This window comes from Amycolatopsis marina (assembly GCF_900111885.1).
GTDB lineage: Bacteria > Actinomycetota > Actinomycetes > Mycobacteriales > Pseudonocardiaceae > Amycolatopsis > Amycolatopsis marina.
This window is the reverse complement of record NZ_FOKG01000009.1, coordinates 68,485-91,034: the sequence shown is the minus strand read 5'-3', so window position 1 is coordinate 91,034 and position 22,550 is coordinate 68,485. Positions and strand designations below refer to the sequence as shown.

General features: G+C 68.8%; 18 protein-coding genes. 4 read left to right on the top strand and 14 right to left on the bottom strand.

The genetic code is table 11. The features are described 5' to 3' along the window. The first annotated feature begins 21 nt into the window (after positions 1–21). On the top strand, positions 22–657 hold the full coding sequence (locus BM199_RS16355) for a nucleoside/nucleotide kinase family protein (RefSeq protein WP_091674253.1): 636 nt from the start codon (positions 22–24) through the stop codon (positions 655–657). Here BM199_RS16355 and BM199_RS16350 read toward each other — a convergent pair. The 4 genes from BM199_RS16350 to BM199_RS16335 form a co-directional block, all read right to left on the bottom strand. Beyond that, positions 654–1,811 carry a glycosyltransferase family 4 protein gene (locus BM199_RS16350; RefSeq protein WP_091674097.1) on the bottom strand — a complete coding sequence of 386 codons (1,158 nt, stop codon included), beginning with the start codon at positions 1,809–1,811 and terminating at the stop codon, positions 654–656. The two genes, BM199_RS16355 and BM199_RS16350, sit on opposite strands and share 4 nt — an antisense overlap. A gap of 104 nt (positions 1,812–1,915) precedes the next feature. Beyond that, positions 1,916–2,968: a C40 family peptidase gene (locus BM199_RS16345; protein WP_091674096.1), complete on the bottom strand. Its 1,053-nt coding sequence runs from the start codon at positions 2,966–2,968 to the stop codon at positions 1,916–1,918. A gap of 455 nt (positions 2,969–3,423) precedes the next feature. Continuing rightward, on the bottom strand, positions 3,424–3,657 hold the full coding sequence (locus tag BM199_RS16340; protein WP_091674095.1) for a hypothetical protein: 234 nt from the start codon (positions 3,655–3,657) through the stop codon (positions 3,424–3,426). A gap of 109 nt (positions 3,658–3,766) precedes the next feature. Next, positions 3,767–5,356 (bottom strand): MFS transporter, encoded by a 1,590-nt coding sequence (locus BM199_RS16335; protein WP_091674094.1) that lies wholly within the window; start codon positions 5,354–5,356, stop codon positions 3,767–3,769. A gap of 74 nt (positions 5,357–5,430) precedes the next feature. Here BM199_RS16335 and BM199_RS16330 point away from each other — a divergent pair, with 74 nt between their 5' ends. Next, complete coding sequence (locus BM199_RS16330; protein WP_091674093.1) at positions 5,431–6,105, top strand: TetR/AcrR family transcriptional regulator; 675 nt, start codon at positions 5,431–5,433, stop codon at positions 6,103–6,105. A 16-nt stretch (positions 6,106–6,121) separates the two neighbouring features. Here BM199_RS16330 and BM199_RS16325 read toward each other — a convergent pair whose 3' ends face one another. From BM199_RS16325 to BM199_RS16300, 6 genes are all read right to left on the bottom strand, one after another. Further along, positions 6,122–7,924: a D-alanyl-D-alanine carboxypeptidase family protein gene (locus tag BM199_RS16325; RefSeq protein WP_091674092.1), complete on the bottom strand. Its 1,803-nt coding sequence runs from the start codon at positions 7,922–7,924 to the stop codon at positions 6,122–6,124. 175 nt (positions 7,925–8,099) lie between these two features. Then, the gene (locus tag BM199_RS16320) at positions 8,100–10,145 is read right to left on the bottom strand and encodes an FtsX-like permease family protein (RefSeq protein WP_342741715.1); all 2,046 of its coding nucleotides are present in this window, start codon (positions 10,143–10,145) and stop codon (positions 8,100–8,102) included. A gap of 540 nt (positions 10,146–10,685) precedes the next feature. Beyond that, entirely contained in the window at positions 10,686–13,049 is a 2,364-nt protein-coding gene (locus BM199_RS16315; RefSeq protein WP_091674091.1) for an FtsX-like permease family protein, read from the bottom strand. Continuing rightward, on the bottom strand, positions 13,046–13,726 hold the full coding sequence (locus tag BM199_RS16310; RefSeq protein ID WP_091674090.1) for an ABC transporter ATP-binding protein: 681 nt from the start codon (positions 13,724–13,726) through the stop codon (positions 13,046–13,048). The genes BM199_RS16315 and BM199_RS16310 overlap by 4 nt, the downstream gene beginning before the upstream one ends. Then, positions 13,719–14,246 (bottom strand): PadR family transcriptional regulator, encoded by a 528-nt coding sequence (locus BM199_RS16305; protein WP_091674089.1) that lies wholly within the window; start codon positions 14,244–14,246, stop codon positions 13,719–13,721. Before BM199_RS16305 ends, BM199_RS16310 begins: the two co-directional genes overlap by 8 nt. 126 nt (positions 14,247–14,372) lie before the next feature. Further along, entirely contained in the window at positions 14,373–15,812 is a 1,440-nt protein-coding gene (locus tag BM199_RS16300; RefSeq protein WP_091674088.1) for an NYN domain-containing protein, read from the bottom strand. A gap of 92 nt (positions 15,813–15,904) precedes the next feature. On the opposite strand from BM199_RS16300, the gene BM199_RS16295 reads away from it, so the two are divergent. Together BM199_RS16295 and BM199_RS16290 are read left to right on the top strand one after the other, a co-directional pair. Then, positions 15,905–17,629 (top strand): DEDD exonuclease domain-containing protein, encoded by a 1,725-nt coding sequence (locus BM199_RS16295; protein ID WP_091674087.1) that lies wholly within the window; start codon positions 15,905–15,907, stop codon positions 17,627–17,629. A gap of 109 nt (positions 17,630–17,738) precedes the next feature. Continuing rightward, positions 17,739–18,023 carry an Lrp/AsnC family transcriptional regulator gene (locus BM199_RS16290; RefSeq protein WP_091674086.1) on the top strand — a complete coding sequence of 95 codons (285 nt, stop codon included), beginning with the start codon at positions 17,739–17,741 and terminating at the stop codon, positions 18,021–18,023. Positions 18,024–18,181: 158 nt separating this feature from the next. Here BM199_RS16290 and qcrB read toward each other — a convergent pair whose 3' ends face one another. From qcrB to ctaE, 4 genes are all read right to left on the bottom strand, one after another. After that, positions 18,182–19,861, bottom strand: a complete 1,680-nt coding sequence (gene qcrB / locus BM199_RS16285; RefSeq protein ID WP_091674085.1) for a cytochrome bc1 complex cytochrome b subunit — start codon at positions 19,859–19,861, stop codon at positions 18,182–18,184. Further along, positions 19,858–21,009: a cytochrome bc1 complex Rieske iron-sulfur subunit gene (gene qcrA, locus BM199_RS16280; RefSeq protein ID WP_091674084.1), complete on the bottom strand. Its 1,152-nt coding sequence runs from the start codon at positions 21,007–21,009 to the stop codon at positions 19,858–19,860. Before qcrA ends, qcrB begins: the two co-directional genes overlap by 4 nt. Continuing rightward, entirely contained in the window at positions 21,010–21,837 is an 828-nt protein-coding gene (gene qcrC, locus BM199_RS16275) for a cytochrome bc1 complex diheme cytochrome c subunit (RefSeq protein WP_091674083.1), read from the bottom strand. Positions 21,838–21,898: 61 nt separating this feature from the next. Next, on the bottom strand, positions 21,899–22,528 hold the full coding sequence (gene ctaE / locus BM199_RS16270; RefSeq protein WP_091674082.1) for an aa3-type cytochrome oxidase subunit III: 630 nt from the start codon (positions 22,526–22,528) through the stop codon (positions 21,899–21,901). Positions 22,529–22,550 lie beyond the last annotated feature (22 nt).

Here is a 22,550-nt window from a genome sequence, read left to right as displayed (position 1 = left end):
ACGGTGCGTCAGGATCGGGTGATGCGCTATCGCCCGATCTCACCGGAGCGGCTCGTCGACGAGTTGGCGGACCGTCTCGCCGCCGGACCGGGCAACGGCTGGACGAGAGTGGCCGTGGACGGCGCCGATGACGCTAGCGACCCAGCCGCGCTGGCCGACGCGCTGGTCGATCCCCTGCGGGTACGGGGAAGGGAGGTCCTGCGCGTCTCGGCCCGGGACTTCCTGCGCCCTGCCTCACTGCGCCTGGAACGAGGCCGTACCGACCCGGACGTCCGCTACGAGGACTGGCTCGACGTCGGCGCACTGCACCGGGAACTGCTCGCCCCGCTGCAGGACGGCGGCAGCGGGTCCGTGCTGCCGGGGCTGTGGGACGCCGAGCGGGATCGCGCACTGCGGCGGCCGAGGGCCGCCCTCGCCCCGGGGTCGGTCCTGCTGCTGGACGGCGAACTGCTGCTCGGCCGGGGGCTGGAGTTCGACCTCTCGGTGCATCTGTGGTTGTCACCGGCCGCGCTGCGGCGCCGCATCCCCCGCGAGGCACAGTGGGCGCTACGAACCTACGAACGCTACGAACACGAAGTCCGGCCGGGTGAACTGGCCGACGTCGTGGTGCGGATGGACCACCCCACCAACCCGGCGTTGCTGGAGCGGGGGCACTAGTGCCCCGTGGCGACGGGATCGCCGCTCAGCATCGTGGACAGGGAGCCCGCGAGCACGTCCCATCGCCAGTGGCGGGACACCCACTCCCGGCCCGCCTCGCCCATCCGGTGCGCCCGGACGGGGTCGGCAAGCAGCGGCGACAGGGTGTCGACCAGCTGATCGAGCCTGCGCCCGTCCACCACGTGTCCGGTCACCTCGTCCAGCACGGTCTCCGGAGCTCCACCGGACTTGCCCGCCACCACCGGCAGACCGCAGGCCGAGGCCTCGAGATACACGATGCCGAGACCCTCGACGTCGAGGCCCTTGCCCCTGGTCCTGGCCGGCATCGCGAAGACGTCACCGGCGGCGTAGTGCGCGGGCAGTTCCTCCCATGGCACCGAACCGGTGAACACGACGTGCTCGGCAACGCCGTGCTCGCGCGCCAGCTCCGTCAACCGCCTGCGGTACGGGCCGCCACCGACGAGCAGCAATGCCGCATCCGGCACCCGCTCCCGGAGCAGCGGCAGTGCCCGCACCAGCATGTCCTGGCCCTTGCGCGGGACGAGCCTGGACACGCACACGACCGTGGGCCGGTCCGAGAGGCCGTATCTCCTGCGCAGTTCCTCCCGGCCCGCCTGGTCCGGCCGGAACAGCTCGGGGTCGACCCCGGAAGGCAGGTGTTCGAAGCCGGCCATGGGGCCGAACGCGGCGGCGAAGCGGGACCGCGTGTACTTGCTGACGTAGGTCACCACATCGCTGGTCTCGCCGATCCGACGCAGCGCCTGACGCGCTGCGGGCAGCATCGACCAGCCCACCTCGTGGCCATGGGTACAGGACACGATGCGGCGGGCGCCCTCCTCGCGCAGTGCACGTCCGAGGAGCGCGAGCGGTGCCGCGGCGCCGAACCAGACGGCCTCGCACTCTCGCGCCCGCATGATGCTCCTGGCCCTGCGCAGCACCCCAGGGGTCGGCAGCATCAACGGTGTCGGGTGCCGCACCACCTCGAAGGGTGCGTTGGCGTCGAACTCGCGGTGCGTACCGGATGCGGACTCCCAGGACGGCGCGTAGACCACGAGGTCGTCGGCGGGCACGCGGTGCGCCAGCGAGTTCAGGTAGTTCTGGATCCCACCGGGTCGGGGTGGGAAGTCGTTGGTCACCAGCAGGGTCCGCAGCACGTCGCTGAGGCTACCGGCCGAGGGTGGGAAAGACGCGAGCCCGGGTGGCCGCCGGTGTCGGCGACCACCCGGGCTCGGCCGGAGAAGTCCTCGGGGCAGCCCTGTCAGGCGACCCTGCGGGCTCCGCTGTACTGGTTCTGCAGCGGCGAGATCTTGACGACGTCGCCGGAGGTCGGCGCGTGCACCATCTGGTTGTTACCGATGTAGATGCCGACGTGCGACACCGGGGAGTAGAAGAACACCAGGTCACCCGGCTGCAGCTGGTCCCGGGAGACCGCCTGGCCGAAGGTGGACTGGGCCCGGCTGGAGCGTGGGATGGAGACCCCTGCCTGGCTGTAGGCCCATGACGTCAGCCCGGAGCAGTCAAACGTGCTGGGCCCGGTGGCGCCCCACACGTAGGAGCTGCCCATCTTGCTCAGCGCGGCGTCCACGGCGGCCTGAGCGGCCGGCCCCGGCGCCTTGACGGTCGGGATCGGGCCGCCGGTGTTGCTCTGCGCCTCACGGTCGGCCGCGGACAGCAGTTCGCTGGTTTCCTTCAGCTCCTCGATCTGCTCGTCGAGTGAAGCCTTCTGCGCCTCGATGTCCGCGGTCAGCTTGGCCGCTTCTTCCTTGGCGGCCTGCGCACGAGCCTGGGCGTCGGCTGCCTGACGCTCGGCCGCACCGGCCTCGTCGACTGCCTTGGTGAGGTTGCTCAGCGCGGCGTTCTTGTCCGCGGCAAGCAGGTCCAGCGCGGAGGAACGGTCCAGGAAGTCCTGGGCAGAACGTCCGGTCAGCAGCGCCGACAGCTTGTTGAGGTGGGCACCGCTGGTGAAGGAGGCGCCGGCGAACCGGTCGACCTCGGTCCGGAAACGCTCCTCGTCCTCGGCCGCATCAGCCTGTGCCTTCTCGGCACCGGTCAGATCGGCGTTGGCTGTCTTCAGCTCGGCCTGCCGAGCGGCGAGGTCGTCCTTCGCCTTGAGGTAGTCCTCGTTCAGCTTCTCTGCCTCTGCGGCCAGCTCGCGGTACTGCTTGAGGGCGTCAGAGGAGTCACTCGGGGGTTGCTGGGGGGCGGGGGATGGAGTGGCGGTGGCTGGGGTCTGGGCGACGCTCACGGCCGCGATTACGGCTGTTGCCGCCAAAGCACCTGACACCACACGTTTGACTGGATGCGACCGCACGTCGCGTGTGTCTCCTTCGCTCTCGGCCACCTACCGCGAGTCGCGCCGGACGAGGTCGGGGGCCCTCGTCTCGGCCTGGTCGCCCGGGCGGACACAACACCCGGCACGGCCACGACACCACCACCGTTTCCCGGGCAAGCGGTACCGCAGCTACGCGGTACGTCACCTGGAAGCACGTGGCGGTCCGGCACAGCTCCCCGACAAAGCTGTTTCGGTGGCAACCTCGCGTCGCCATCCCTGTGTGACGGCTGCCTGGCGCGAGATCTCGGCTAGGTTACGAAACAGAACGGCTCACGTCCACCGGCCCCCGAGCAAATTCCGCTCAGAAGCAGCCCTACCACCATTGGACCAGCAGCTAATCGCAGCGTGTGAGTGCGGTAACAACGCAGGTCAACAACGGGATTGACCGTTCGCCTGATCGGATGGACCGCTCAGCGCAAAGCATGCGCAGAGTGTCACCCGGCACGTCGGATTACCCGATCAGCGGTAGCCAGCGCGCTCCCGCCGGTGGGCACGAGGCGCAGCCTGGGCACCATCCCGCCGTCCACGAGCGCGTCCACCGCCCGCTGCTCATCATCGTCCCACTCCACCTCTGGCGGCGCGCCCAGCAGCACACTGATCACACAGTCGGAGCAGGCGTTCCCCCTGACCTGGCACCGATCGCAGTCGACGATCATCGTGTCGTCCATCGTTGCTCCTCGATTTCTCCGGTTCGGTCGCCTCTGGTACAGCCTCGATTCGCACGATAGGAAGGACCACCGACAGTCTTGCGCGGGAACCAGGGGAAGCCGACCGGCTTCAGTCCTGCTCGACCATCGGCGCGACCTCCCCGTGCTCCCCCGTTCGGCCGGCGTTCTCAGCACCGGGGCGCGGATGTCGCAGCATGGTCACCGCAAGGACAGCGAGGCCGAGGCTGAGCACGGCGCCGATACCTCCCGCCAGGTTCAGCCCCTCGGCGAACGCCGATCTGGCGGCCGCGGTCAGGTCGGCGGCGAGATCGGCAGGCAGGTCCTCCGCGACCCCCACCGCGTCGGCGAGGGAGCCACCGGCGGCTCCGGCTTCGTCGGCGGGAACCGCCGGGGGAACGGTCGCGGCGAACCGCGCACTGTACACCGCGGTTCCCACGCTGCCGAGGGTCGCGACGCCCAGTGCTATCCCGAGTTCGCCGCTGGTCTCCGCGACGGCCGATGCGGACCCGGACTTCGCCGGCGGCGCGACCCCGACGATCAGGTCGATACCGAGTGCCCCGATCGGAGCGGCACCGAAGAAGCCGACCGTCGTTCCGATGATCAGCACGAGCGGCCCCGTAGCGGGTTCGACCTGTGTGAGCAGACCGAAGCCGACAACGGACACCGCGAGCCCGGCGGCGATGACGACACCGGACCCCAACCGTCGCGCGAAAATCGGGGCAAGCAGTGAACCGGCGACCAACGCCAGTGCCGGCGACACCAGCAGCAACCCCGACGTCTGCGGCGAATTGCCCTCGACCAACTGCAGATACTGGCTGGCAAGCAGGTAGATCCCGCCCTGCAGGACCATGCCGAGCAGCAGAATCCCCAGCACGACGCTGAAGGCGCGATTGCCGAACAACCGCAGGTCGAGCAGCGGGTATGTCAACCTGCGTTGCCGCCGCACGAACGCGGTTCCGAACGCCACACCCGCCGCGACGCTCAGCACAGCCGTCGTGCTCGCCCCTTCGGCTGCCAGGTCCTTGAGCCCGTAGATGACCGGCAGGAGCGCGAGCAGCGAGAGGAGGACACTCACGAGGTCGACGCGGCCCGCGCCGGGATCCCGGTGCTCCGGCAGCAACAACGGCGCGGTGACCAGCAACAACACCATCACCGGCACGCCGAGCAGAAACACCGAACCCCACCAGAACCGTTCCAGCAGCAGACCGCCGAACATCGGGCCGAGCGCCGCGCCACCCATGAAGCAACTGACGAAGACGGCGATGGCGAAACCGCGCTGCCGGAGGTCGACGAACATGTTGCTGATCAAAGCCAGCGCGGAAGGCATGAGCGTGGCGCCTGCGATACCGAGCACGGCCCTGGTGACGATGAGGGTTTCCGCGCTGCCCGAGTAGGCGGCGAGCACCGAGGCGATCCCGAAGGCCGCCGCGCCGATCAGCAAGAGCCTGCGCCGGCCGATCCGGTCGCCGATCGTGCCCATCGTGACCAGGAAGCCGGCGATCATGAAGCCGTAGATGTCCATGATCCACAAGGACTGGGTGGGACTGGCCCCCAGATCGGCACTCAGGTGCGGGAGCGCGAGAAAGAGCACGCTGACGTCCAGCGAGAGGAGCAAGGTCGGCAGCGCGAGCACCGCCAGCCCCGCCCACTCCCGGGCTCCGGCGCGCGCACCGGAGCCCGGCGAACCGTTCGACGACATGTGAATCTCCTTCAAAGAGCGGTTCATTATTACGTTACGATGCGGATCGTAACGTAATGGGTAGGATGTCGTCCATGCAATCCCCTCGCCGGACCGCTGAGCCGCTCGCCCGGGCAGGCAGGCCGCGGGACAGCCAGATCGATCTGGCGGTACTCGACGCGACCCTCGCCGTGCTGGACCAGTCGGGTTACGGCCGGTTCACGCTGGAGGAGGTGGCGCGCCGAGCCGCCACGACGAAGCCGGCGATCTACCGGCGCTGGCCCACCCGGCAACGTCTCGTACTGGCCGCGCTCGCCCGCCGCCTCGGCGAGACGCCGGTGCCGAACACGGGCTGCACGTTGTGCGATCTCGACGAGTGCATCAGCGTCTTCGTGGCTGCTTTCCGCCGGATGCCCCCCGACGTGCTCGGCCCGCTGCTCGCCGACTGCGCCGCCGACACCGAACTACGCGCGGACTTCATGACCACCCTGTTCGACCCACCCCGGGCCGCGGTGAAGCAGACCCTCACCCACGCCATCTCCCGCGGCGACCTGCGGGCGGACGTCGACCTCGAACTCACGCTCGACCTGCTCGGTTCGCTGGTCCACTACCGCGCCCTGTTCGGCCACGCGCCCATCACCGACGCCCAGATCGAACGCACCGTGGAAACCCTGCTGCAAGGCATCGCGACTGACTACCCCACGCTTCTCGCCCACAGCAGGCAACTGTCCGGCGCCCCAGATGTGCACCAACTGCACACCGATCGTTAGGAGCTGTTGCGCAACGCTAGCCGCCGGTGAACTCCCAGTGCCACGGCTCCTCGCGGCCACCGCCCTGCCTGGCCCAACCGGGATGCACCCAGCCGAACGCATGCGAGTTCGCGGCCATCCATGCGTGCTCTGGCCTGGCGAATGACTCGACACCCCCGCACATGTCCAGCGCGAGGCCCCACCCGTGGTTGCTCGTGCCGGGCACCGCGGCCAGTGACGGCTTGCGCCGGTAGAGGTCGACCTGTCCGTCGAAAGTCCGGTAGGAATCGGTGACGCACAACGGCCTGCCGAAGGCCGCCGCGAACGCCTTGGACATCGCCTGGAACAGCTGCGCCGCGTCACAGCGCAGCACGTGCGCCCCGACGCCGATGGGACACAACGCGGCCGTGGGGATGAGTCCGTTCGGATAGCCGCCCCAGGCTCCGGCCGCCTGACCACCGGCTGCGCCCCCGCCAGGGCGAGCGGGCAGCTGCACGCCGCCACAACGCCAGTTCAGCTCCCCCTCCGCCCGCCGGGGAGCGGGTCGTGCCTGCCGGGGACCCAGCGCCGGTCTGGCGAACCCGAGCAGGCTCTCACCGGATGGCATGTCCGCAACGACCACTCCGGCCAGCCGCGCGTCGGCGGCGAGCATCGTCTTCTCGTCCAGGACGATGCCGACCGACTGCACGCCGTATCTGGCCGGGCCGACGAAAACGAGGTCACCCGGCTGGGCATCGGCGGCTTTCACCGGCGCGGACCGGGCGAACTGCTTCTTCGCCGACCCCGGCACGTCCAGTCCCGCTCCGGCGAAGACCGAGCGGACAAGGCCGTCACAGGAGTACGCGGTGGGCCCCTGGCCACCCTTGCCCGGCACGAACGGCCTGCCGAGCGCAGCCACCGCGGCACTCACCGCCTCGATCGTCTCCTTCGGCAGCACCAACAGCCGTGTGCCGTCCACACTCTTCTGTGCCACCCCCGCCTGCGGCCCACCGCCATCGCCTGGCAGTGTGGCCAGCCCAGGCGGCAGCGCGCTTGGGTCACGCATCGCCGCGGCGGGCGGCGGGGTGATTCCCGCCGCGGCCAGCTTGTCGGTGTACGCCTTCCAGTTGGCCGCGGTCTCCGCGTTCCGTTCCCGCTGCGCCCGTTGCTGCGCCACCACCGCGGCGTTGGCGGCGTCGATCGGTCCGCGCAGCTCCGAGGAGATGGCGTCGGCCCGATTGGTGGCATCGCCCTGCCGCCGCTCCAGTTCGGCAGCCCGCTCGGCGGCGGTCCGTTCGACACCGGCGGCCGCCTCCTCAGCCGTCACCGCGGCCCTGTGCCGCCGCAGTGCCTGTCCCAGCCGGTCGTCCTGCCCGCGCCGCAGCTGCTCGATCATGGTGCTCCCGTCGAGCAGGTCCTTGGGATTGGTCACGGTGAGCAGCAACCGGATCTCCTCCGGCCTGCCCATCGCGGTGAACACCGACCTGGAGAACTCGTCGACCTCCTGCTGCTGGGCGGCGACAGCCGCCTCGGCCTCGGCCCGCTCGGCCCGCGCCCGCCGCAGCACGGCCGAGGCGGTGTTCACCTCGTCCTGCGCGGCACGCACGCGACCGGCGAGGTCCCCGAGCTCGGCCTGCACCTCCGACGCCGTGCGCTGCAGGTCCGCGACAGCGGGGTCGGCGAACGCCTCACCGGGGCGTGGATCGGGCACCCCCGCCCCCGGCGCGACACCGGCCTCGACCCTGGGATCCCCTTGGTCTGTGGGCGGCCGGTCCTGCGCCCCCACAGTGCCCGCCGCTGGGGCGAGCAGCAGCCCGCCGACCAGCGCCAACGCCGTCAGGACGGCAGGGCCGGTCCGCATCGCACCTCCAGGGAGATCCCAGCCGCACGTGGCCGCGCGCTGTTGTCCTACCGTGAACAACGCCGCAGCCAGCCAATCGTCACGCCACCCGATCGAGTGGGCACGTTGCGGTTCCATCTCGTCGGGGCACAGCCCCGGCCGGCGCTGTGCCTGCCGGGGCTGCGGCGCGAACGGGCTACTCCGCGCGCAGACCGTCCAGCCTGGTCACCTGACGCAGCAGGGGAAGCGTCAGCACGGACACCACGAGCACCGCACCGACCGCCGTCGCGGCCAGCGTCGCGATCATGCCGGCGTCGAGCGCCATGGGCAGGTCGGCGAGCCGCAGAATCGGGGCTGTCAGGCCGATTCCCGCTCCCACCGCCAGCCCGACACCGACCAGCACGGGCACCGCCGTCTGCCACAACGACGCCTTGGCCAGCACCGAAATCGGCACCCCGGCCGCCGAAAGCGCGGCAAGCGGCCGCCTTCGTTCGGTGATCTGCTCCACGGACAACATCAGCAGGCTCAACGCCGCCACGGCGAGGACGAACAGCGAAGCGCCCAGCAGGATGTTGCGGAACATCTCCACCTGACGATCCGTCTGCGCGATGTACTGCTTCATGGAGTTCGACGAGATCGAGGCGCTCCACGAGAGAGTGTCACCCGCGGCGGCCACGCGGTCGGCCAGTTCATCGACGGTACCGCTTCCGGAGACGAACAGCGACACGTAGTCGTTTGGCAGCTGGACGGCCCCGATCACCCCTGGAGTCACCAGCAAGGTTTCCGTGTAGAACCCGACCGACTGCTCCGCCGGCACGTACCGGAGCGAGCCAGGCAGCTCCCAGGCCTCTCCGGATTGGTGCTCACCGTTCTCGTCGAAGGTGTTGAACTCGACCGAGCCGGGCTCCGACCCGTCCTTCCCTCGATTCGAGCCGGAGTGATTACCGACCAGGAATGCGTCGCCGTCGGTGCACGAGCCGATTCTGGCCCGAACCGCGAGCGCGGCACAGTCACCGATCTCCACCTGCACGAACGAGGTGACCGACTGGCCGCTTCGGGAGGCGGAGGCAGTTCGAATCGGATACACCGCGTCCACGCCTTCGACCCCGGCGAGCCGCTGCCGCACCTCCTGCATCCGCTCGGATTCGACCGAGACCTCGACCGGGGCGGCCTCCGGGATGGTGACCCGGTCACTGGAGCCAGAACGAGATTCGACGGACGCGACCAGGACCTGGATCAGAATCGTTCCGGCCAGCACCACCACGAGACCGGAAACAACCCGGCTCGCGGTACCGCTGTCGAGCTGCAGCCGCCGGATGGCGAACTGCCAGGATGGCGGCCCACCGCGCAGCGCACCGGCCAGCTTCTCCACCGCCCATGGCAACACCACGGCGATACCGATCAGCACCAGGACGCTGCCCGCGGTGAGGACGACCGCGACACCCTCGCTCCCCGACCCGACTTCGGCGAACAGCGTGCTGAGCATCAGCACCGCGCCGACACCGACGACCGCCCAGCGCCACCACATGCGTCGGCGGACCGGCTTGCTGTGCCGCACCATGCCGAGCGGTTCCACGATCGTCCTGCGCAGGCCGAACATCGCCGCTCCGACGGCCAGGCCCGGCACGAGCAACACGATGAGCACCAGCAACGAAGGGGACGGCACGAAATCCTCGCCGAACAGCCGGATCCCGAACAGTTCGGTGGCGCTGAGCAACGGGCGCAGCAGCAGGAACAGGCCGGCCCCCACAAGCAGACCCGCGAAGGCGCCGAGCAGGGATTCGGCCGCCGCGATCCGCCGGATCCGCCGCGCGTCCACACCGATCAGTCGCAGCGCGGCAAGCCTGCGCTCACGCTGGGCAGCGCCCATCCTGGACGCTGTCGTGACGAAGATCAGCAGCGGCAACAGCAGCACAGCCGCGATCGGCACGACGAACAGCAACGTGCTCGCCCCGACGGCGAACCCGTCGGTGGCACCGCCGTAGCCGTATATCTGTTCACCTGCCTCCGCTGGATTCGCCTGGCCGGCCGTGAATCCGGTGTAGACGACGAGGTCGTCCGCATCGACCAGCCCCGCCTTGCCGATGGTTCCGACGATCTCCCCCGGCAGCCAGGCCCGGAGCCCGTCGCCGTCCGGCGACGCCAGCAGGTCCTCGATCGCGGGCGAGACGATCAGCTCACCGGGCTCCGGAAGACGCTCCACCCCCGGCGGGATCGGGGAGTCGGGCCCGGAAGCAGCCACCGAGTTCCCGGCGATGCTCTCGCCCCGGAAGTGGATGTACGTAGATCTGCTGTAGAGCGGATCCACCCCGCGCGCGGGGTGTAGACCGGCTCGTTCGCGGCCGATCGTGCCTCGCGTTCGTGCACCACATTGCTTACCGAGGCAGCGGGGAGCAGCACGGCGACCGCGACCGCGATGCCGATCGTGGTCATGCCCAGCCGCAGCAACATCGCACCGGAGACCCGGCCACCCCCGACAGCCAGCCGGAGCCCCAATGCGAGATCCGCTAACAGATTTCCGCCCCAGCCGGGCGATTTGTTCCCGCGGCTCATGCGACCCGCTCGCGTTTCATGTCGTAACCACGGCGGGCGCCGAGTTCGAGCAGTCCCAGCAAAGTGCCGGACACCGACATCACATCGTCCTCTCTTGCGAAGATTGCCGAGCCACTCCTGACCGAACAGCCGAGGGCAGGGCGGCGGGCAAGGCAGAACACCCCATCCGATCGGCCACGACGGCCGGTTGGATGGGTGTGTTCCAATTCCGTCTCAACCAGTCCGGTTCCTACTCGGCGCGGAGGCCGTCCAGCTTCGTCACCTGCCGCAGCAAGGGCATGGTCAGCAGGGTCACCAGCAGGACCGCGCCCACCGCCGCCGCGGACAGGACAGCGATCAGACCGGCGTCGAGCACCATGGACACTTCGGCGAGTCGCAGAATCGGCGCGGTGAGGGCGATCCCGGACACCACCGCCAGTGTGACGCCGACCAGCACGGGCACCGCCGTCTGCCACAACGACGCCTTGGCCAGCACCGAGATCGGCACGCCGGACGCGGACAGCGCGGCCAGTGCTCGCCGCCGTTCGGTGATCTGCTCCACCGACAGCATCAGCAGGCTCATCGCCGCCACGGCGAGGACGAACAGCGAGGCGCCCAACAGGATGCTGCGGAACATCGCGAGCTCCTCGTCACCCTGCCTGGCGAGGGACGGCGTTTCGTTGGTCCAGACGGTTGCCTCCCAGGCCAAGGGAGCGACCGCCGCCGCTACCCTGTCGGAGAGGGCCTCAGGGCTTCCCGAACCGCTGACGTAGACCGTCCCCAACAGGTCCGGTGGTGTGATGTCATCCAGGGCGCCAGGGGTCACCAGGAACGTGCTGGAGTAGTAGCCCATCGACTTCTCCGCCGGAACGGTGACCACCGACTCCGGGAACGTCCACGGGATCCTGGACACGGAACCATTTTCCTCGATCGACTCGAAATACACCTGGCCGGAGCGGATCCCACGGTCTTCCTGCCAGGACCCGGAGCCGGCAACGGCGGATTCGACCGCGAAGACATCTCCGTCGGTGCAGGGACCGATCTCGGCCCGTACCCTCAGCGCGGCACAATCAGCGATCTCCACCTGCATCGCACCTCTACCGCTGGCCGAATCGCTCATGAGGTAGGCGCGCTGAATCGGGAATACACCGTCTACGCCTTCCACCCCTTCCAGCCGCTGCTGGACCTCTCCCAGGTGCTCCGGCTGTGTCGTCACCTCGACCGGCGCCACGGAAGGCAGGTTCGTCACGGTCTGCGGCGTCGCACGGGCCTCGGCCGAACCGATAATCACCTGGATCAGGATGGTGCCGGCCAGTACCACGACGAGTCCGGAGACCACCCGACTTGCCGTCCCGCTGTCAAGTTGCAGCCGACGAATGGCGAACTGCCACGACGGGGGTCCGCCGTGCAGGGCCCTGGCGAGCTTCTCCACCGCCCAGGGCAACACCACCGCGATTCCGATCAACACCAGGACACTGCCCGCCGTGAGCAGGTAGGCGATGCCCTCACCATTTGTCCCCCGCTCGGCGAAGAGAGTGCTCAGTGTCATCAGCGCACCAGTACCGACGACCAACCAGCGCCACCACATCCGCCGCCGTGTCGGTTTGCTGTGCCGGACCACCCCGAGCGGTTCCACGATCGTCCTGCGCAGACCGAACATCGCCGCACCGACAGCCAGGGCGGGCACGAGCAGCACGATGAACAACAGCATCCCGGGCGACGGGACGAAGTCCTCACCGAAAAGCCCGATTCCGAACACGTCCAGGTTGCCGATCAACGGCCGGAGCAGCAGGAACAGGAGCCCGCCCACCAACAGACCCGCGACGGCTCCCAGCAAGGACTCGGCCGCGGCGATGCGGCGGATCCGGCGGGCGTCAACGCCGATCAGCCGCAGTGCGGCCAACCGACGGTCCCGCTGTGCCGCACCCATCCTGGATGCAGTGGTGACAAAGATCAACAACGGCAGCAGCAACACCGAGACGATCGGGATGACGGTCAGGAGAGTGGCACCACTCAGCCCGAACGACGCTTCGGCCGCGCCGTACCCGTACACCTCACCGACTCCCTCTACGGCCGTCAAACGCTCCACCGGATAACCGGTATAGACGATCAGGTCATCGGCATCGACGAGGCCGGCCTTCCCGATGACGCCGACCTCCGTCGCCGGCAGCCTGGCTCGAAGCCCCTCGCCGTCCGGCGACGCCAGCAACTCCGACACCGCGGGCGAGACGAACATCTCGCCGGGGTCGGGGACGCGGTCCAGCCCTGGCGGCACCGGAGCATTCGGACCGGACGCGGCCACACCGTTCGCCATGATGTAGTCGTCCCGGAACTGGATCTGCCAGGGCGTCTCGAGCAGTGGGTCGACATCGGAGCGTGGTGCGACATCGGCCTGGACCGCGGCTGTGCGGGCCTCGCGTTCGCTCACCACATTGCTTACCGACGCCGCGGGAAGCAGCACCGCCACCGCCAACGCGATGCCGATCGTGGTCATCCCAAGCCGCAGCAGCATCGCACCAGAGATCCGGCCGCCCCCGACAGCCAGCCGGAGACCCAGTGCGAGGTCCGCGAAGAGGTTTCCGCGCCCGGCGGCCGACTTACGCGACCGGCTCATGCGACCCACTCATGTTCACTCACCCTGCCGTCGCGAACGACAATCTCCCGGTCGGAGTACGCGGCGACCCTGGCCTCGTGCGTCACCAACACCACCGCGGCATCGGTGTCCCTGGCCGCGGTCGTCAGCAGCTGCATCACCTTCTCCCCGTTGAGCGAGTCGAGCGCACCGGTCGGCTCATCGGCGAACACGACCCGAGGCCCGGTCACGAGCGCACGAGCCACTGCGACGCGCTGCCCCTGACCGCCGGATGCGTCTCCCGGCCGCTTGTCCCGCACGTCGCCGACTTCGAGCCGGTCCAGCCACTCAACGGCCTTGCTCTCCGCGGGCTTGCGCTTCATGCCGGACAGGCGCAGTGGAAGGGCGACGTTCTCCAAGCAGGTCAGCTCCGGAACCAGCTGCCCGAACTGGAACACGAACCCGAACTCCGTACGCCGCAACTCGCTGCGTTCCCTGTCGGACATGCCCAGCAGATCCCTGCCCGCGTAACCGATCGCGCCCGAATCAGGCCGCACGATCCCAGCCAGACAGTGCAGCAAGGTCGACTTCCCCGACCCGGACGGACCCATCACCGCCAGCACCTCACCCCGAGACACGACGGCATCGGCCTCCCGCAACGCAACGGTCGGTCCGAACGCCTTCGTCAGGGCGGTCGCGGTCAGTAGTGCCTCAGTCATGAACAACCGCCTTTGCTAGTTCGTCCAACCTGGCGGTGGTCAGTTCCAGCCACCGCAGGTCGGCCTCCAGATGGAACAGTGCGTGATCACAGATGAGCCGGTCGGCGAGGTCGCCCTCGTTCTTCCGGCGAGTCAGCTTTCGCATGAGACTCAGGTGCTCGGCGCGCTGCGCGTCGAGCACGTCACCGGCCCTACGACCGGAGAGCAGTGCCAGTACGACCTTGGTGTACAGCGTGTTCTGCAGGTACGGCTCGGGGCTCTCCGGCGTCGACAGCCACGTCTCGATGTCGGTGATGCCCGCGTCGGTGATCGTGTACCGCTTGCGCTCCGGGCCTTCGCCCTGTTCCACGCCCGCGACCTCGACCATGCCGTTGCGCAACAGCCGCGACAGGGTGGAATACACCTGCCCGTAGGCGAGGGGTTTACTCTGCCCGAACTGCTCGTCGTAGGCCCGTTTCAGGTCGTAACCATGGCGCGGGCCGGGTTCGAGCAGTCCCAGCAGTGTGTGGGACACCGACATTGCGTCGTCCTCTCTCATGAAGCTTCCGGCGAGGCTCAACTAGGCCTTCCGTGTATACGTGTCATGTATACACGACGTACCTAGCCGGGAGAGAGCTACCCCCTGTAATCAGAAGGGTGAAGATATCTACACGCGGCCGAGCCGGGCGAGCAGCACGGCCGACGCGACTGGATAGGCGCCGTCTCCACGGACCGAGTCCACGACCGCGCGGTCCGACGTCGCCACGACGACCGGACGACCAGCCGGCTCCGCGGCGACGAGCGACCTGATGACGTCGTCGGCGAGTACTCCGGGGTCGGAGAACAGCACCCGCACGCCACGGGGCGCGGTCGCGGGCACCGAGACCACACCGGCACCGTCGAACACCACGGTCACCTCGGCGCCGGTGCGGGCCGTCAGCGCCGCAAGCTGGTGGATCAGCCGCTCGCGCTGGTCGGCCAGCGCCAGCTCCGCGTAGCCCGTCTTCGTGACGTTGTAACCGTCGACGATCAGGTGGACACTCGGCAGCGCGAACAGCCGGTCGAGGGTGACCGGATCCTGCACACGGCCGACCGACCCAGGGCCCGCACTCGCGCCACGGACGGTGTCGGCAGGGCGAAGCCCTCTGCTACCGAGCGAGAGCTCCCTGCGCAGGCCACCGACCGCGCCTTCGATCGTGTCCACCAGCAGCGCGAGCCGCACCTCGTCGGCCTCCCGTGCCTCTCGCGCGGACTGTCTGGCGACTTCGGCATCGGCGACGGCTCGCTCGGCCCTGGCTCGTTCCGTGGCGGCCCGCTGGCGTTCCCGCTCCAGTTGTGCGGTCAGGTCCCCTATCTCGGCTGACCGCTGCTGTCCTGCCTGCTCCGCCTCGCCGCGAGCCGCCTCGGCGGCGTCCTTGGCCTTACGCAGGACGACACCCTGTTCCCGCAATCGGCCCCGCAGCCGGTCGATCTCGGCCTCACGCTCACCGCGGGCCTGCTCGGTCTCTGCGTGCGCCCGGTCCAGTTCGTCCCGCAGCCGCGCGACCTCGGCCTCCAGCCGCTGTGCCCGGGCCATCGCCGCGTCGCGCTCGGCACGCAGCGTGGTCTCCTCGGCGTTCTTCGCCACGAGGCGCACCCGGGACGCGGCACTGGACTCGCCGAGCAGCACGGCCGCGGCCGCGGCCGCCACGGTGTCCTCCGCGTTGGGGTCGAGCGCGTCCTGGCGGTGCTCGCGCAGCCACTCCAGGACCGCGGTGCGAAACCGCGGGGTGTCCCCGAGCGAGGTCAACAGCGGCACCGCGCCCAGCTTCGCGCGTTTCGCCGGCGCGAACCGCGCCACCGGCCGAAGCTGGCGGGGCACGTCGGCCGGGGGAAGTTTGCCCAGCGCCGACGCGGCGAGTTCGGCTATCCGGTCCCGGACCGCGTCCGGCAGCGCCAGCCAGTCCGCGGACGAGTCCGCGCTGCCCTGTCCGCGCTCACCCGGCTCGCCGGACTGACCGGACTTTTCGGACTGTTCCGGCTGGTCAGCGGCTGGAATCGGCGCAGCTGCCGGTGGCGGCCCGAAGGTGATGTCCCCGGGCCGTTCGGGGTTCACCGACGGCAGCATCCATTCAGGGTAGTCCCCACGTCACCAATGCCGCGCACTGTGCGGACGCGCCCACCCTGAATTGTCGGTGGCCGTCCATAGGGTTCGCGATCATGGATGACGGACGCCGGCTCGATCAGGGGCAGCTGACGTTCGACGAGTTGGGGACTCCCTTGCGGGACACCACCTTCGTCGTATTCGACCTGGAAACCACGGGGACCAGCCCCGGCTCGGACGGCGTGACCGAGATCGGCGCGATCAAGGTCCGTGGTGGAGAAGTGCTCGGCGAGTTCGCGACGCTCGTCGATCCCGGAAGACCGATACCGCCGCAGATCGTCGAGCTGACCGGCATCACCCAGGCCATGGTCTACGACGCTCCGACGATGGACCGGGTGCTGCCGGCGTTCCTGGAGTTCGCCTCGGGCGCGGTGCTCGTCGCACACAACGCCGGGTTCGACACCGGCTTCATGCGTGCCGCCTGCCAGGTCCACGGCTACCCGTGGCCGCGACCGGCCGTCGTCTGCACCGTACGGCTGGCGCGCAGGGTGATCTCCCGCCAGGACACGCCCAGCTACCGGCTGTCCGCGCTCGCGGCCCTGTTCGGTTCGGCCACCACGCCCAACCACCGCGCCCTCGAGGACGCACGGGCCACCGTCCACGTGCTGCACGCCCTGCTGGAGCGGGTCGGCGCGGTGGGGGTGCACTCGCTGGAGGAACTACTCGACTACCTGCCGGAGGTCACCCCCGCGCAGCGCCGCAAGCGCGGCCTCGCCGCACACCTGCCCGGCGCCCCCGGGGTGTACCTCTTTCGCGGTCCGGGCGAGGAGGTGCTCTACGTCGGTACCGCGGCGAACCTGCGGCGCAGAGTCCGGCAGTACTTCACCGGCTCGGAGAGCCGGGGCCGGATCAGGGAGATGGTCGCACTGGCGGTCCGCGTCGACGGGATCGAGTGCGCCCACGCGCTGGAGGCGCAGATCCGGGAACTGCGACTGCTCGCGGCGCATCGGCCCGCGTACAACCGGCGTTCGAAGAACCCCCGTAACGCATGGTGGATCGCGTTGACCGAGGAGGCGTTCCCCCGGCTGTCCGTCGTGCGCACGCCGAGGGACGGGACGCTGGGGCCGTTTCGCACGCAGGCGGCCGCCAAGGCCGCGGCGGACACGCTGGCGGGCGCGGCCGGGCTACGCACGTGCACGGATCGCATCCCCGCACAGGGCGGTTCGGCCGCGCCCTGCGCGCTCGCCGACCTCGGCCGGTGTGGCGCCCCGTGTGCCGGGCGGCAGAGTGTGGCGGCCTACCGGCCCGCGGTCGTGTCGGTCGATGATCTTTTCGCCGGGCACGGTAGTGCTCCGCTGCGCTCAGCGCTGACGCATCTCGACGACCTGGCAGCGGGCGAGCACTTCGAGCAGGCCGCTCGGCGGCGGGACGAGCTGGCCGCGTTGGTCCGGTCCGTGGGCAGGGCACACCGCCTCTCCGCGCTCGCCCGGATAACCGAACTGGTGGCGGCCGCACCGGACGGCAACGGCGGCTGGGAGTTCGCGGTGATCCGGCACGGCAGGCTCGCCTCTGCCGGAGTGGCGCGCAGGGGCGTTCCGCCGATGCCCGTGGTGGAGGCTCTGGTCGCCTCGGCCGAGACAGTGCTCCCGGGAGTGGGCCCGTTGTACGGTGCGGGCGCCGAGGAGGTCGGCCTGCTGCTGCGCTGGCTCACCCGTCCTGGTGTCCGGCTGGTCCGCACCACGCACCCCTGGGCCGAGCCGGCGCGGGGTGCCGCGGGCTGGCAGAGCTGGCTCGAGCGCGTGTCGGCGGCGACCGGTCTGGAACGTCCTGTCGGGGTGTAGTCACCGCCGTTGTCGATCTTACTCGGTGGTACTTGCGGGCACACCGTCCTCCGCTGCGGGATACGATCAGGCTCGTCGAGCAGTCCATGCAGTGCTAGGAGGAACACCGTTGATCACCGCGATCGTGATGATCCACGCCGAGGCGGACCGAATCCCCGAGACCGCGCAGGCGATCGCGGACATCGGCGGAGTGTCCGAGGTGTACTCCTGCGCGGGTGACGTCGACCTTGTGGCCATCGTCCGGGTCACCGCACACGAGGATCTCGCCGACCTGATTCCGGCAAAGATCGGCAAGGTGCAGGGCGTGGTGGACACCGACACCCACATCGCGTTCCGCTCGTACTCCCGCGCCGACACCGAAACGGCCTTCGACATCGGCGCTGACGGCGACTGACCCCATACCGCGCACTTTCCTGGGAAAGTGCGCGGCCTGAAGCTTCCGGCTCCAGGTCACGGGCTTACCCAATCGCACTTTTCCGGGAAAGTGCGAGGAGGGGCCGCACTCAGTGTGAACTGAGTGCGGCCCCTCGTCGTTGGTGTCGTCCGTCCGGGTCAGACCTCGGGGTTGTTGCGTCCCGTCGTGACCTGGTCCGGCTCGTCCCCGCCGGGGCTTTCCACGGCGGTGTTGCCATTGCCGTGGCCGTTGCCCTGTGCGGCCTCCAGCGCCCTGCTCTCCTCGATCGGGTCCGGGGACCACAGACCACCGGCAACCGGCTTGCCAGCCGAACCGAGCTTGTTCATCTTCTTCGGCACCGGTGCGCCCTGGTACTCCAGTGGCAGCGGGTGACCGTGCTCGTCCACCGGCCCGAGCGGCTGGTGGATCTCGATGAACTCACCGTGCGGCAGGCGCTTGATGATGCCGGTCTCCACCCCGTGTTCCAGAACCTCGTGATCCGCGCGTTGCAGACCGATGCAGATCCGGTAGGTGATGAAGTACGCCAGCGGCGGCACGAGCAGGACACCGATACGACCAGCCCATGTCGTCGCGTTCAGCGAGATGTCGAAGGCGAACGCGATGATGTCGTTGAAGCCGGACATCTCGATGATCATGAAGAAGCTGATCGCCATCACACCGATGCTGGTCCGGACCGGCGAGTCCCTCGGCCGTTGCAGCAGGTTGTGATGCGCGGTGTCCTTGGACAGCTTGCGTTCGATCCACGGATACGCCAGTAACAGTCCCAGCAGGATCGGCATGCCCAGCGCGCCGATGAAGAACACCGGCGGAATCGTGTAGTTGCCCAGGTACAACTCCCAGGCAGGCCAGATCCGGAGCATGCCGTCCGCCCAGGCCATGTACCAGTCCGGCTGGGATCCCGCGGACACCTGTGACGGGTTGTACGGCCCGATGTTCCAGACGGCGTTGATCTGGAAGATGCCCGACATGAGCGCGGTGAACCCGGTGACCAGCGCGAAGAACGCACCGCCCTTGAGCGCGAAGACCGGCATGATGCGCACGCCGACGACGTTGGTCTCCTTGCGGCGCACGCCGGGGAACTGGGTGTGCTTCTGGTACCACACCAACCCGAGGTGGACCGCGAGCAACGCGATCATGATGCCCGGGATCAGCAGGATATGCAGCGTGTAGAGCCGGGGGATGATTTCCGTGCCAGGGAACTCACCGCCGAACAGCGCCCAGTGGACCCAGGTGCCCATCACCGGCACCGAGAGCACGATGCCCGACAGCGTCGCGCGGATGCCGGTACCGGAGAGCAGGTCGTCCGGCAGCGAGTAGCCGAAGAAGCCCTCGAACATACCCAGGATCAGCAGCAGCGCACCGATTACCCAGTTCGCCTCACGCGGGCGGCGGAATGCTCCGGTGAAGAAGATCCGGAACATGTGCACCATCATCGCGGCCACGAAGATCAGCGCGCCCCAGTGGTGCAGCTGCCGGATGAACAGTCCGCCGCGGACCTCGAAGGAGATCTCCAGGGTGCTTTCCAGCGCCCGCGACATCTCGATGCCCTGCAGGTTCGGGTACGGGCCGTTGTAGATGACCTCCTCCATCGAGGGGTCGAAGAACAACGTCAGGTACACGCCCGACAGGATCACGATGATGAAGCTGTAGAGCGCGATCTCACCGAGCAGGAACGACCAGTGGTTCGGGAACACCTTGTTCATCTGGTGCCGCATGCCCTTGGCGAGGCGGTACCGCTGGTCCGCGTTCGTCGCGGCCTCGGCCGCGGCTTTCTCCGCGAAGCCGGTCCCCTTCGTGGGAGTAGTCAGTGAACTCATGCTTTCAACTCCCAGAACCCAGGACCGACCGGCTCGACGAAGTCACTGCGCGCGACGAGGTAGCCCTCGTCGTTCACCGTGATCGGCAACTGGGCGAGCGCGCGGGCCGCGGGCCCGAAAACCGGCTTGGCGTACTGCAGCAGGTCGAACTGCGACTGGTGACACGGGCAGAGGATCAGATTGGTCCGCTGTTCGTACAGCGACACCGGACATCCGACGTGACTGCAGATCTTGGTGTAGGCGTAGTAGTCGCCATAGTTGAAGTCCTCCTGGCCCTTGCGCTTGACCACCTTGTCGGCGTCCGCGGGCCGCAACCGGAAGAGCATCACGGGGTTGTCCGACCGCTTCAAGGCCACCGACAGCGCGTGGTGATCGCCCCGCTCGGACTCGCGGAAGGGGAAGACCGTCTCCATGGCGCCCGCGTCCAGATCCTCCGGCCGGACCAGCACGATCTCCTCGGGGTCACCGGTGTGCCTGCGCAGGTAGACGGTCTCGCCGTCGATCGGCTGCCAGCCGGTGTGCCAGAGGGAGTCCTTGTTCTCCGAGTTCTTCCACGGGTCCCGGACGAATCCGGCCAGTGGCAGCGCCACGGCGCCGAGGCCGAGCACGCCTGCGCCGAGACCGGCGGTGCGCTTGATCATCGACCGCCTGGCGATGGTGCTGTCGTTGCCGGAGTGGGCCAATTGAGCGACGATGGTCTTCTTGTCGACCTCGGGCGAACCGGCGCCGCCCGCATCGGAGCGCTCCTGTACCGCGGTCTCGTGCGGGATGAACTTCTTCGTGTACAGCAGCACACCGACGGCCAGTGCCGTGATCGCCGTGCCCAGCGTCAGGCCGAGCATCGGCGTGTACAGGCTGTACCAGAAGTGGGCCGACGACTGCTCCGGCGGCTCGTACTGCCACGGCCACCAGATCAGTGCGACGACGAAGGCCAGCCCGGCCACCGCCGACAGGGCGAACCACATCGCGACGAGCCGCTCGGCTCGCTTCTCCGCCCTGGTGCCCTCGACCGGCCACGGCTTCGGGTAGTCGACGATCTCGACCCCGTCGAGGCTGGTCCCCAGCTTCACCAGCTGGTCGCGGTCCATCTCCGCCAGTTCCGCCTCGGTGGGCGGCTGCGGTGCGCCTGGCTCGTTACCGCTACTCATTTATGCCCTCGATCCGATCCACAGGGTCGCACCGATCAGCGCACCGATCCCCACGACCCACGCGATGACGCCTTCGGAGGCCGGCCCGAATCCACCCAGGGAGTTACCACCCGGGTTGTTGTTGCCGTCGGACACCGACTTGACGTAGGCGACGATGTCCCGCTTCTCCTCGGGGCTGAGCTGCCGATCGGAGAACTTCGGCATGTTCTGCGGCCCCGTGAGCATCGCGGTGTAAATCTGTTCCTCCGTGGCAGGGCCCAGCTCCGGCGCGAACTTGCCCGAGGAGAGCGCGCCCCCCTGCCCGGTGAAGTTGTGACAGGACGCGCAGTTGAGCCGGAACAGCTCCCCGCCCCGTGCGGGATTGTCTCCGCGCAGCGCGGCGCCGGTCTCGTCCGGACGCACCGGTCCGCCACCGTTGGCCTGGATGAACGCGCCGAGCGCGTCGATCTCCTCCGGGGTCAGCTTCGGCGGCTTGCGCTGCGCCTGGGCTTCCTGCCGCGCGAGGGGCATCCGGCCGGTCGAGGTCTGGAAGTAGACCGCGGCGTCACCGATGCCGATCAGGCTGGGACCGCGGTCCTGCACGCCTTCCAGATTGGAGCCGTGGCAGGAGATACAGGTGTTGTTGTAGATCTCCTCGCCCTTGCGCAGCAGCGCCGGGTCTACCTGGGCCTGTGCGGTCTGCGGCTCCGGCGCGAAAACGGCGTAGAGCCCGCCCGCGCTGAGCAGCGCGAGGCCGAGCGCGAGCGCGCCGGCCATCCGCCGCCGGAACTTGGAACGGCGACCGCTCCGCCGCGTGGTGGCGGCGTCGGTGTTCTTGCTGGTGGTCATCTCTGCGGCAACCCTTGCTGTCAGTTCGGCCGATAGGAGCTGGCTGTGCCGATTCCGGTGATCATGGGAGGAAGTAGATCACTGCGAACAGCCCGATCCAGACGATGTCGACGAAGTGCCAGTAGTAGGAGACCACGATCGCGGAGGTCGCCTGCGCCGGCGTGAACTTGCTCATCCTGGTGCGCATGAGCAGGTAGACGAAGGCCATCAGCCCGCCAATGACGTGCAGGCCGTGGAAACCTGTCGCCAGGTAAAACACCGTGCCGTACGCGCCGGAGGGGATGGTCACGCCCTCGTGCACGAGGTTGACGTACTCGTACGCCTGCCCGGCGACGAAGATCGTCCCCATCAAGAGGGTGATCAGGTACCAGCGACGGAGCCCGTAGACGTCTCCCTTCTCGGCCGCGAACACACCCAGCTGACAGGTGAAGGACGAAGCCACGAGGATGATCGTGAACGGGATCGCATAGGGCACGTTCAGGTGGATCGGTTCGCCCGTCGACTCCAGAATCGGTGGCCACACGCCACTGTCGTTCTGGGCCTTGACGGTGAAGAACATCGCGAACAGCCCAGCGAAGAACATGAGTTCGCTGGAGAGCCACACGATCGTGCCGACACTGACCATGTTCGGCCGGTTCAGCGAGTGCACACGCTGGCTGATGGTGGGAGCTGCCGTCGTCACGAGTCGCATTATGTCCTCTCAACACGTGACC

Bases quoted from the DNA above. Each gene is read 5' to 3' on its own strand.
- BM199_RS16300 (WP_091674088.1), bottom strand. From the start codon at position 15,812: ATGCTGCCGTCGGTGAACCCCGAACGGCCCGGGGACATCACCTTCGGG.
- BM199_RS16310 (WP_091674090.1), bottom strand. From the start codon at position 13,726: ATGACTGAGGCACTACTGACCGCGACCGCCCTGACGAAGGCGTTCGGA.
- BM199_RS16325 (WP_091674092.1), bottom strand. From the start codon at position 7,924: ATGCGGACCGGCCCTGCCGTCCTGACGGCGTTGGCGCTGGTCGGCGGG.
- BM199_RS16355 (WP_091674253.1), top strand. From the start codon at position 22: ATGCGCTATCGCCCGATCTCACCGGAGCGGCTCGTCGACGAGTTGGCG.
- BM199_RS16295 (WP_091674087.1), top strand. From the start codon at position 15,905: ATGGATGACGGACGCCGGCTCGATCAGGGGCAGCTGACGTTCGACGAG.
- ctaE (WP_091674082.1), bottom strand. From the start codon at position 22,528: ATGCGACTCGTGACGACGGCAGCTCCCACCATCAGCCAGCGTGTGCAC.
- qcrC (WP_091674083.1), bottom strand. From the start codon at position 21,837: ATGACCACCAGCAAGAACACCGACGCCGCCACCACGCGGCGGAGCGGT.
- BM199_RS16330 (WP_091674093.1), top strand. From the start codon at position 5,431: ATGCAATCCCCTCGCCGGACCGCTGAGCCGCTCGCCCGGGCAGGCAGG.
- BM199_RS16335 (WP_091674094.1), bottom strand. From the start codon at position 5,356: ATGTCGTCGAACGGTTCGCCGGGCTCCGGTGCGCGCGCCGGAGCCCGG.
- BM199_RS16340 (WP_091674095.1), bottom strand. From the start codon at position 3,657: ATGGACGACACGATGATCGTCGACTGCGATCGGTGCCAGGTCAGGGGG.
- BM199_RS16315 (WP_091674091.1), bottom strand. From the start codon at position 13,049: ATGAGCCGGTCGCGTAAGTCGGCCGCCGGGCGCGGAAACCTCTTCGCG.
- BM199_RS16305 (WP_091674089.1), bottom strand. From the start codon at position 14,246: ATGTCGGTGTCCCACACACTGCTGGGACTGCTCGAACCCGGCCCGCGC.
- qcrA (WP_091674084.1), bottom strand. From the start codon at position 21,009: ATGAGTAGCGGTAACGAGCCAGGCGCACCGCAGCCGCCCACCGAGGCG.
- qcrB (WP_091674085.1), bottom strand. From the start codon at position 19,861: ATGAGTTCACTGACTACTCCCACGAAGGGGACCGGCTTCGCGGAGAAA.